This window comes from Leisingera sp. ANG-M6 (genome assembly GCF_000813905.1).
GTDB lineage: Bacteria > Pseudomonadota > Alphaproteobacteria > Rhodobacterales > Rhodobacteraceae > Leisingera.
In genome coordinates this window covers 127287-136704 of sequence record NZ_JWLG01000002.1, presented here as the reverse complement: position 1 = coordinate 136704, position 9418 = coordinate 127287, and the positions used below count along the sequence as shown (strand labels likewise).

The 9418-nt window shown below is 62.4% G+C and carries 5 protein-coding genes; all 5 read left to right on the top strand.

Features of this window, described 5'->3' with window-relative positions; genetic code table 11:
- Positions 1 to 41 precede the first annotated feature (41 nt).
- The 5 genes from RA24_RS01155 to RA24_RS01135 all read left to right on the top strand — a co-directional run bounded on the left by RA24_RS01155 (position 42) and on the right by RA24_RS01135 (position 9259).
- On the top strand, positions 42 to 1274 hold the full coding sequence (locus RA24_RS01155) for an NnrS family protein (RefSeq protein WP_039189167.1): 1233 nt from the start codon (positions 42 to 44) through the stop codon (positions 1272 to 1274).
- 78 nt (positions 1275 to 1352) lie between these two features.
- Positions 1353 to 2354, top strand: coding sequence for a cytochrome-c peroxidase (locus RA24_RS01150; protein WP_082020297.1), 1002 nt, complete (start codon positions 1353 to 1355; stop codon positions 2352 to 2354).
- 25 nt (positions 2355 to 2379) lie between these two features.
- Complete coding sequence (locus RA24_RS01145; RefSeq protein ID WP_039189164.1) at positions 2380 to 4758, top strand: ATP-binding protein; 2379 nt, start codon at positions 2380 to 2382, stop codon at positions 4756 to 4758.
- Between the two features lie 235 nt (positions 4759 to 4993).
- A complete protein-coding gene (locus RA24_RS01140) occupies positions 4994 to 7081 on the top strand; it encodes a peroxidase family protein (protein WP_039189161.1) in 2088 nt (695 codons plus the stop codon).
- Between the two features lie 246 nt (positions 7082 to 7327).
- Positions 7328 to 9259: an acyl CoA:acetate/3-ketoacid CoA transferase gene (locus tag RA24_RS01135; protein WP_019298198.1), complete on the top strand. Its 1932-nt coding sequence runs from the start codon at positions 7328 to 7330 to the stop codon at positions 9257 to 9259.
- The last annotated feature ends 159 nt before the right edge of the window (positions 9260 to 9418 follow it).

Genomic DNA, 9418 nt, shown 5'->3' with positions numbered 1-9418 from the left:
GTGCCGCCCGCCTGTCTTTGACCGGACGCAAGGAGGCCGTCATGGCTGCGCGAACCAACTATACCGGACCTGTTCTCTTTTCCTTCGGCTTCCGGCCATTCTTTCTGGGGGCCTGCGTTTTTGCCGTGCTGGCGATCCCCGCCTGGCTGCTGATCTGGCGCGGCAACCTGGAATACAGCGGCGTGATGCTGCCAACAGACTGGCACATTCACGAGATGATTTTCGGCTACGGCGCCGCGGTTGTGGCGGGTTTCCTGTTTACCGCAGTGCCGAACTGGACCGGGCGGATGCCAGCCCGAGGGATGCCGCTGGCGCTGCTGTCCGGCCTTTGGCTGCTGGGCCGGCTGGCGGCAGCGGGCTGGCTGGGGCTGCCCGCGCTGGGGGTGATGGCGGTGGACTGCGCCTTCCTGGCCGCGGTGATTGCCATGATCGCACGCGAGATCATTGCCGGTGAAAACTGGCGCAATCTCAAGGTGCTGGTGCCGGTCACCCTGCTCGGCATTGCCAACGCCTGCTTCCACATAGAGGCGATGACTGAAGGCGCCGCGGATCTGTCCCGCCGTCTGGGCATCGCGGTTCTGATTTTCCTGATCATGCTGATCGGCGGGAGGATCATTCCCAGCTTTACCCGCAATTGGCTGGCCAAGCGCGGGGCTGGCAAAATGCCTGTGCCATTCGGCAGGTTCGACGCGGTGACGCTGGTCTTCGGCGCGGCCGCGCTGCTGGCCTGGACGGCAGCGCCCTGGGCTGCCGCCACCGGCGTCTTGCTACTGGCCGCGGGCCTGCTGCACACGGTACGGCTGGCGCGCTGGCGCAGCCTGGCCACCCTGCCGGATCCGCTTTTACTGATGCTGCACTTGGCCTATGCGATGGTGCCTGCCGGGCTGATTGCAGCAGGCGGCGTGCCCTTCGGCCTGATGGAGCCTCCTGCCGCGGTACATGTCTTGGGTATCGGTGCAATTGGCGGCATGACACTGGCGGTGATGATGCGCGCCACCATGGGCCACAGCGGCCGCCCGCTGGAGGCAGGCCCTGCGCTGACCCTTGCCTTCATGCTGCTGCTGGGCGCCGTTGCCGCACGTGTTGCAGGCGGCACGAGCCTGGTTGCAGGTCTGGACGGTATCACCGTCTCGGCTGGCCTGTGGACCGCAGGGTTCGCGCTAATGGTGTTGAAGGCCGGCCCCTGGTTGGTCACCCGGCGGATCGGCCCCAAGAAGGTCTCCGGGAAACCCGCCCAGCCACCTGCACAGCAGGCAGCAGCAGGACAGGCATAGCTCACCATATTTTAACGGCCTTCTCAGATGATGCCATTCCGGTTAACTAGGTTATGGAACGCGAAGAGGAGGTCCTGAATGCGGTGGAAAGCTGCTGCCGCTGCCGTAGTGCCGCTGCTGTTTTGGACTGTCCAGAGCCTGGCTGAAACGGCCGGGCTCGATGCGTTCCGGCGGCCGGCAACCGTTCCGTTTCCAGCCGAAGCCCCTTACAACCGCGAGATCGCTACACTCGGCAAGATGCTGTTCTTTGATCCGCGCCTCTCCGGCGGGCAGAACATCAGCTGCTCCAGCTGCCACAACCCGTCTTTCGGCTGGGAAGTCCCGGTCTCCAAGGCGATGGGCGCGGCCGGCACTCCGATCCGCCGCCACGCACCGACGATCCTGAATGCCGCATGGATCACGCCGCTCTTCTGGGACGGGCGCGTAACAAGCCTGGAAGAACAGGCTGCCGGGCCGATCACCGCACCGGATGAAATGAACGCCACCTTCGAGGAAATTACCAAACGTCTGTCGGCAGTGGATGACTACAGAATCTGGTTCGGCCGGCTGTTTCCCAGCCGCGGCATCCGCAAGGACACCGTGCTGACCGCGCTGGCCACCTATCAGCGGACCATAGTCAGCGGTGTCGCCGACTTTGACCGCTGGGTGGAGGGAGATGAAACGGCGGTTTCCGATGCCGCCAAACGGGGTTTTGCGCTGTTTACCGGTAAGGCAAACTGCATTTCGTGTCATACAGGCTGGATGTTCACTGACAACCAGCTGCATGATGTCGGGCTGCAATCCGGCGATCTTGGCGGCGGCGGCTTGGTGCCGCCCAATCCGGACCAGAACTTCCGCTTCAAGACCCCGGGCCTGCGCAATATCGTGCTGCGGGCGCCCTACATGCACGACGGCTCGCTGGCATCGCTGGAGGAGGTGATCCGCCACTATGCCGCCGGCGGAGCAGCCGCGGCGGACCGGTCTCCGGATATTGATAGCTTCACTCTCTCTGCTGACGACACTGCTGATCTCATTGCTTTCCTCGAAACGCTGACGGACACAGAGACCGATGTGCCGACTCCAATCCTGCCGGCCAACTGATGCGTACGGCTGAGGGACACCACGCATGAACATCAAACGGTCCATAGTCCTTCCGGTTCTGGTCATCGCGGTGGCCGCGCTGTTCGCCGCGCTGCTGGTTGGCGGCATGGCAATCTATGCCTCAGCCCGCAAAGACGCCGTTCTGGAGACCTCGCTGGAGGCAACCCGGCGTGCCAGCAGCGTCAGCGCCGGCATCACCACCGCAGAAGAATATGCCATGGACGTTCTGGCGATGACACGGCTGATCCCGCAGGAGGAGGTGGCCCGGCAGTTCCAGGCCTATCTAAAATCAATTAACGGGGATCTGGCGGCCCTTCTGGCCCTGCCGCTGCCGGAGTCATTGCGCGCAGAGGTCAAGGCGCTGGACACCGCCTTTGCGGATTGGTGCGTGAAGGCAGTTATCCTGCTTGGGATCAGATCAGAACGGGACATCCCAACCCTTAGCGCACTGACCATGAGCAGCGAGGCCGTTACTGCCCAGGCCGCGACTGTCACCGCGCAGTCCGCCGGTCATGCGGAACGTGCTGTTGCCGCGGCAAACGGGGCGCTCACCCGGATTCTGGTGCTGGGGTTGACCGGAACCACCCTCCTGATGGCCGCAGCCCTGATGTTTGCCATGCGCAAGGCGCGCGGCTTTTCCGCGGCAATGCAGCTTGCCGCCCAGAAATTGCGGCGGCTCGCCACCCGGGAACAGCCCGCGGCGCCGGAAAGCGACAATGAGATTGCCGCGGTGTTCAGGGCACTCGACACCTTGGAAACCAGCCTGGAAGAAAAGAAGCGGATTGCCGACCGGCTGCTGCAGGAAAAAGCCCGTGCAGAAGCCGCGACGGAGACCAAGTCTCGTTTCCTCGCCACCATGAGCCATGAAATCCGCACCCCCATCAACGGCGTGCTTGGGATGGCCGAGGTTCTAAGTGAAACCAGCCTGACGCCAGAGCAGCAATCCTGCACAAGCACGATCCTGGCCTCCTCCGAGGCATTGCTGCGCATCGTCAACGACATCCTCGACTTTTCCAAGCTGGAAGCTGGCAAGACGCAGATGCTGGAGCAACCCTTCAACCTGCGCGACGTGATCTATGATGTTGCTGCACTGATGTCCCCCAGCGCTACGGCCAAGGGCGTGGAAATCTGCATCGACATTCCGGAAGGCACCCCGGCGGTCTTTTCGGGTGACAGCGGCCGTGTGCGGCAGATCCTGATGAACCTGGTCGGCAATGCCGTAAAGTTCACGCTTGAGGGCCACATCAGCATCACCCTCAACTACGACGCCAGCCACAATATTCCGCTGTGCATTGATGTGCGCGACACCGGCGTTGGCATCCCCGAAGACAGCATTGGGCAGATATTCCACGCATTCGAGCAGGTCGAGAGCACCACAGCCCGGCGGTTCGAAGGCACCGGCCTGGGACTGGCGATCTCGTCGCGGCTGGCCCAGGCAATGGGCGGCAGGATTGATGTGGTTTCGGTGTCCGGTGAAGGCTCCTGTTTTACCGTCTGCCTGACGCTGCCTGTGGCGGCCCCAATCCCGCACCCTTCACGCCCGCTTGCAGGCAAGAATGTGGCTGTCATTGCCGATCTGGCGTTCTCCCGCGAGGTGCGCCTGCGCCAGTTGGAATACTGGGGAGCCGCGGCGAGTGCTCCGACCGGGCTCCCGGAACTGATGGCACAGCTGCAAACCCCGGCCGCTGGCGCCCCCCTGCCCGACCTCGTGCTGGTGGAAAACAGCCTGCCGCTGGCGCAGGCCAGGTCCCTGTGTCAGGATCTGCATGCGCTGCCTGGCTGCCGGGAGCTGCCGCTTGTCTACTGCACTGGCGGCCAGCTGCTTGCCGACTACCAGGCACTGCAAAGCTGCAAGACCGTGCATGTTCTGATGAAGCCCGCTCGCGGCAGGCTTCTTCTCCGGACACTGCAGAAGGCGCTGAACACAGGGCCAGTTCAGGCCGCCGCCACCCGCCAGACAGGGTCCGGGCACTCAGCTGGCCAGTTCAGCGGCCTCCGGGTCCTGGCGGCAGAGGACAACCGCACCAACCAGTTGGTGCTGAAGAAGATGCTTGCCCCGACCGGCATTCAGCTTACCATTTGCAGTAACGGTCAAGAGGCCGTTGATACCTATGCCGCTCAGAACTTCGACCTGGTGCTGATGGACATGTCGATGCCGGTCATGGACGGGCTGGAGGCAACCCGGCGCCTGCGGGACTGGGAGCGGGAAAACGGGCGCAGCCCTTGCCCGATTGTGGCGCTTACCGCCAATGTCCTGAGCACCGATGAAGCCGCCTGCCGCGCGGCCGGAATGGTTGGGTTCCTGTCCAAGCCCGTGCGCAAGAAGGAACTGCTGGACCAGATTGCCAAATGGACGCAAAAACCGGCCGAAGAACAGCCAGAAACCCAGGCCAAACAGGCCTGAATCCGGCGCAGTACGCACAACTCAACTGATTATCAGGCTGTTATTTAAGTCAAAAAAAATACATCACGAAAACTCACAATCAGTCACAAAAATATGATAAACTGAAAGGTGATCCTGTGCTCCAGCAGTGTTTTTTCGCTTGGAGCCGGCAGGTGATAAGCCGCCGCTGCGCGCTGGGGAGTGTGCATGGCGCGGCGGCGTTTCTAGTGAAAGTAACGAGTGATTGGGGGATCACATGTCCAATTTGAAGATTGGGGCCGCGCGCCCCGCCGATGGCACTTCCGCAAATCCTGACCATCCTGACTGGGGCGCCACGAACACGGCGCTGATGCATATGGCACCCAGCGGCCTGGGACCAAACGGCGAGATGGCCGGTGAAGACCGGCCCAACCCGCGCGAAGTTTCGAACATTCTGTCACAGCAGCACGGTACCACGCACACTGCCGGCGGCGCCTCTGATTTCCTGTGGATCTGGGGCCAGTTCCTGGACCACGACCTGTCACTCTCCGGTGCGGAAAGCGAGATCACCGCACATATTGAAGTACCGGCAGGCGATCCGTTTTTTGACCCGTTCGGCACCGGCCAGGCCATCATTCCCTTTACCCGGGTCGAGCACCATCACGACGGCTATCACAACGAGATCACCGCCTATATCGACGCATCGATGATCTATGGCTCGACCGTAGAGATGGTCAGCGCAATGCGCGATGCCGGCGGCAAACTGAAAATGACCAAGGATGATCTTCTGCACCGTGACGGCGACGGCTTTTTAACCGGCGATGTCCGTGCGGCCGAAAATGTCGCCTTGACGTCGATGCACACCCTGTTCACGCGCGAGCATAACAGGCTGGTCGACGAACTGGCAGCAAAAGACCCGATGCTGTCGGATGATGACCTTTTCGAAGCCGCCCGCGCCCGGGTGGAGGCTCTGGTGCAATCCATCACCTTCAAGGAATTCCTGCCCATTCTGATCGGCAAGGACGCCTTTGACGACTACCAAGGTTATGACAAGGGGGTGAACCCGGGGATTGCGATCGAGTTTTCTACCGCTGTTTACCGTTTGGGGCACACTCTGCTGTCCTCCAATTTGCAGCGGGTCACCGAGAGCGGTAAAGAGCTGGATCCGCTGGCTCTGCGCGATGCGTTTTTCCAGCCGCATCTGGTCAGCCAGAAAAACATGATCGAAAACGTGCTGCGCGGCGCGGCCACCCAGACCTCGGAAGCCGTCGACACCAAGGTGGTTGAGGACGTGCGTTCCTTCCTGTTCGGGCCGCCCGGCGCGGGCGGACTCGACCTCGCGGCATTGAACATCCAGCGTGGCCGCGACATGGGTGTCGCCAGCTACAATGACCTGCGCGAGGCCCTGGGCCTGTCGCGGGCCGAAAAATTCTCCGACATCACCTCAGACACAGCGCTGGCAGCAAAGCTCAAGGAGGCCTACGGCGATACCGACCTGCTGGACGCCTGGATTGGCGGCCTGGCCGAAGATCCCCACGGTAAGGGCCTGTTGGGTGAAACCTTCACAATTGTGATGATTGATCAATTCACCCGGTTGCGTGACGGCGATCCTTACTGGAGCGAAGGGCGCGATGGCATTCCAAAGCGTGAGCTCGCAGATCTCTGGGACACCAGCCTATCGGACGTCATCGTGCGCAACACCGATGTCCAACTGCTGCAAAAGGACGTTTTTGCCGCGATGGAGCGCATCATCGGCACCAAGGGCGATGACGACCTGTTCGGCACCAGCGGGCGCGACTTCATGCACGGTCGCATCGGCTCAGATTTCCTGAAGGGGCGCGCCGGAGATGATGACCTGCAAGGCGGCGGCGGCAACGACACGCTGATCGGCAACAAGGGCGACGACTGCCTGGATGGCGGCGGCGGCCTGGACCTGCTTCTGGGCGGCTCTGGTGACGATTTCATCTTTGGCGGCTCCCATAAGGATACGCTCAGTGGCGGCAGCGGCAATGACGAGCTTGAAGGCGGCAACGGCCACGATCTTCTGCGCGGCAACAAGGGGAATGACACCCTGGACGGCGGCCGCCACAATGACGTGCTGGTTGGCGGTGAGGGCGATGACCTGCTCACGGGCGGCACCGGTGCCGACGTATTCCTGTTCAAGACATCCCACACCGGTGAGGACACCATCACGGACTTCGAACTTGGCAAGGACTTCATCAAAGCTGAAGGCCCGACACGCAATGCGCTGCAAATCACGGACCTGGGAGACGATCTTGAGGTTTCCGATGGCGGCAACTGGTCTGTGGTCCTGGAGGGCATCAGCCTGCAAGACTGGCAGAACTCCGGCTTCAGCCTGTTCTGAGCCTGTAGGACAGATAATCCCCAATGGGCGAGCGGCCGGTTCAGGCCCCTCGCCTTATCAGGCACATGATGACGCCAATCGGAAACTTCCCGGCCGGCGCTCCGGCCGGATGTCGTAACTCCCCAAAACGCTGACGCAATCGAAAGACAGCACGGAACCCCACCACGCCTAACATTCCCGACCAAACTGCCGCGTGGACATTGATCCCTACCCGGCGGCAAGCAGCTTCGGGGAGGAGGCGACGCCATGAAAGACAAGACAACCACGACCGAACAGGCAATGGCGCTGATCCGCGACGGCGACGTCGTGACAACCACCGGCTTTGTGCAAAGCTGCATACCGGAAATGCTGCACGCGGCGCTGGAAAAGCGCTTCCTGGCCGAAGGCGCCCCCCGCGACCTCACCCTGATCATGTGCGCGGGCGCCGGCGACAGCAAAGGCTTGGGCACGGGGCGGCTGCACCACGACGGGCTTTTGCGCCGGGTGATTGCCGGTAATTTCGGCCGCATGCCCAAGGTTGCCCAGGCCGCGCAGGAGAACAAGATCTGCGGCTACAACTTGCCTCAGGGGGTGATCTCGCAGCTCTACCGCGCCTGCGCCGCCGGCCAGCCCGGCCTGTTCTCCAAGGTCGGCCTGCATACCTATGTCGACCCGCGCCACGGCGGCGGCAAGGTCAACAAAGTGACCGAGGAGGACATCGTCCGCTACCACGAAGTCGATGGCGAGGAATGGCTGTTCTACAAGGCCACCAAGATCGACGTCGCCTTCATTCGCGGCACCAGCGCCGACCGCTCAGGCAACATCAGCATGGAGCGCGAGGCGCTGACACTGGACTGCCTGGCCCAGGCGATGGCCGCCCACAACAACGGCGGCATCGTCATCGCCCAGGTGGAACGCATCGTCGAGGACGGCTCGATCAAGCCCAAGGATGTGAAGATCCCCGGCCTGCTGGTGGACTGCGTCTGCGTCGCCGACGACCCGGACATGCACCGGATGAATTACGGCGTGCAGCATAATCCCGCGCTTTCCGGCGAAATACGGGTGCCCGTAGAAGGCATCGCCAAGATGCCGCTGGATCAACGCAAGATCATCGCCCGCCGCGCCGCATTTGAGCTGCCGCCCAACGGTGCGGTGAACCTCGGCGTCGGCGCGCCTGATGGTGTGGCAGCCGTGGCCAACGAGGAAAAAGCCACCCCTTATATCACCCTCACCACCGAGGCAGGCGCGGTCGGCGGGGTGCTGGCAGGCGGCTCCAGCTTCGGCTCCTCTGCCAATGCCGACGCCATTATCGACCAGAACCAGATGTTTGATTTCTACGACGGCGGCGGGCTTGACCTCACCTGCCTCGGCATGGCCGAATGCGACGCCGAGGGCAGCGTCAACGCCTCCCGCTTCGGCGGCCGTCTGAACGGCTGCGGCGGCTTCATCAACATCTCCCAGAATTCCCGCGCCGTGGTCTTTGCCGGCACCTTCACCGCCGGCGGGCTGAAGGTTGCGGTGGAAAACGGCGAGTTGCGCATTGTGCAGGAAGGCCGCAACAAGAAATTCGTGCGCCTGATCGAGCAGATCACCTTCTCGGGCCCTTATGCCTCCAAGCGATCGCAGCCGGTGCTCTACGTGACCGAGCGCTGCGTGCTGCAGCTGACCCCCAAGGGGCTGGAACTGATTGAGATTGCCCCCGGCATCGACTTGCAGCGCGACATTCTGGATCAGATGGAGTTCAAGCCGATCATTGAAAACGTCGCCCTGATGGATGCCCGCATCTTTCGGGACGAGCCGATGGGTCTGATGAACGACCTGTTGAACTTCAACCTTTCAGAACGGGTCACCTATGACGCCGCCCGCCACACCATGTTCCTCAACCTCGAAGGCTGGAGCGTCCGCAAGAAACAGGACGTCGAGGATCTGGACCGCGTTCTGCAGGATGCCTTTGCCAAAAGCGGCCGCGATGTCAGCATGGTGATGAACCAGAACGGCTTCCGCATCGCCGAAGATCTGCAGGACGACTACGCAAACTCTGTTGGTCAGACTCTGGAGGCGTATTCGTCTTCGATCGCCCACTACACCACCAGCGCCTTCATGCGCCTGAAGATGCAGGGTGAGCTCGCCAGCCGCGGCGTGCAGCCGCATATCTTTGAAAGCGGCGAGGAAGCGCATCAGGCGATCTGGGGCTCCTGACAGCGGCACCGTCAGGGCCGCCCCCGCAGCGGGCCGACCCTTGCTCCCCACCGCAGCTTCGCGCCTTTTCCGCCGTCATCCGCGGCCTCCGCAACGTCGCATTTCCGGGCCGCCCGCCCCCCGAAACCGCCTCCCGGATGATCGACCATCGCATTGAAT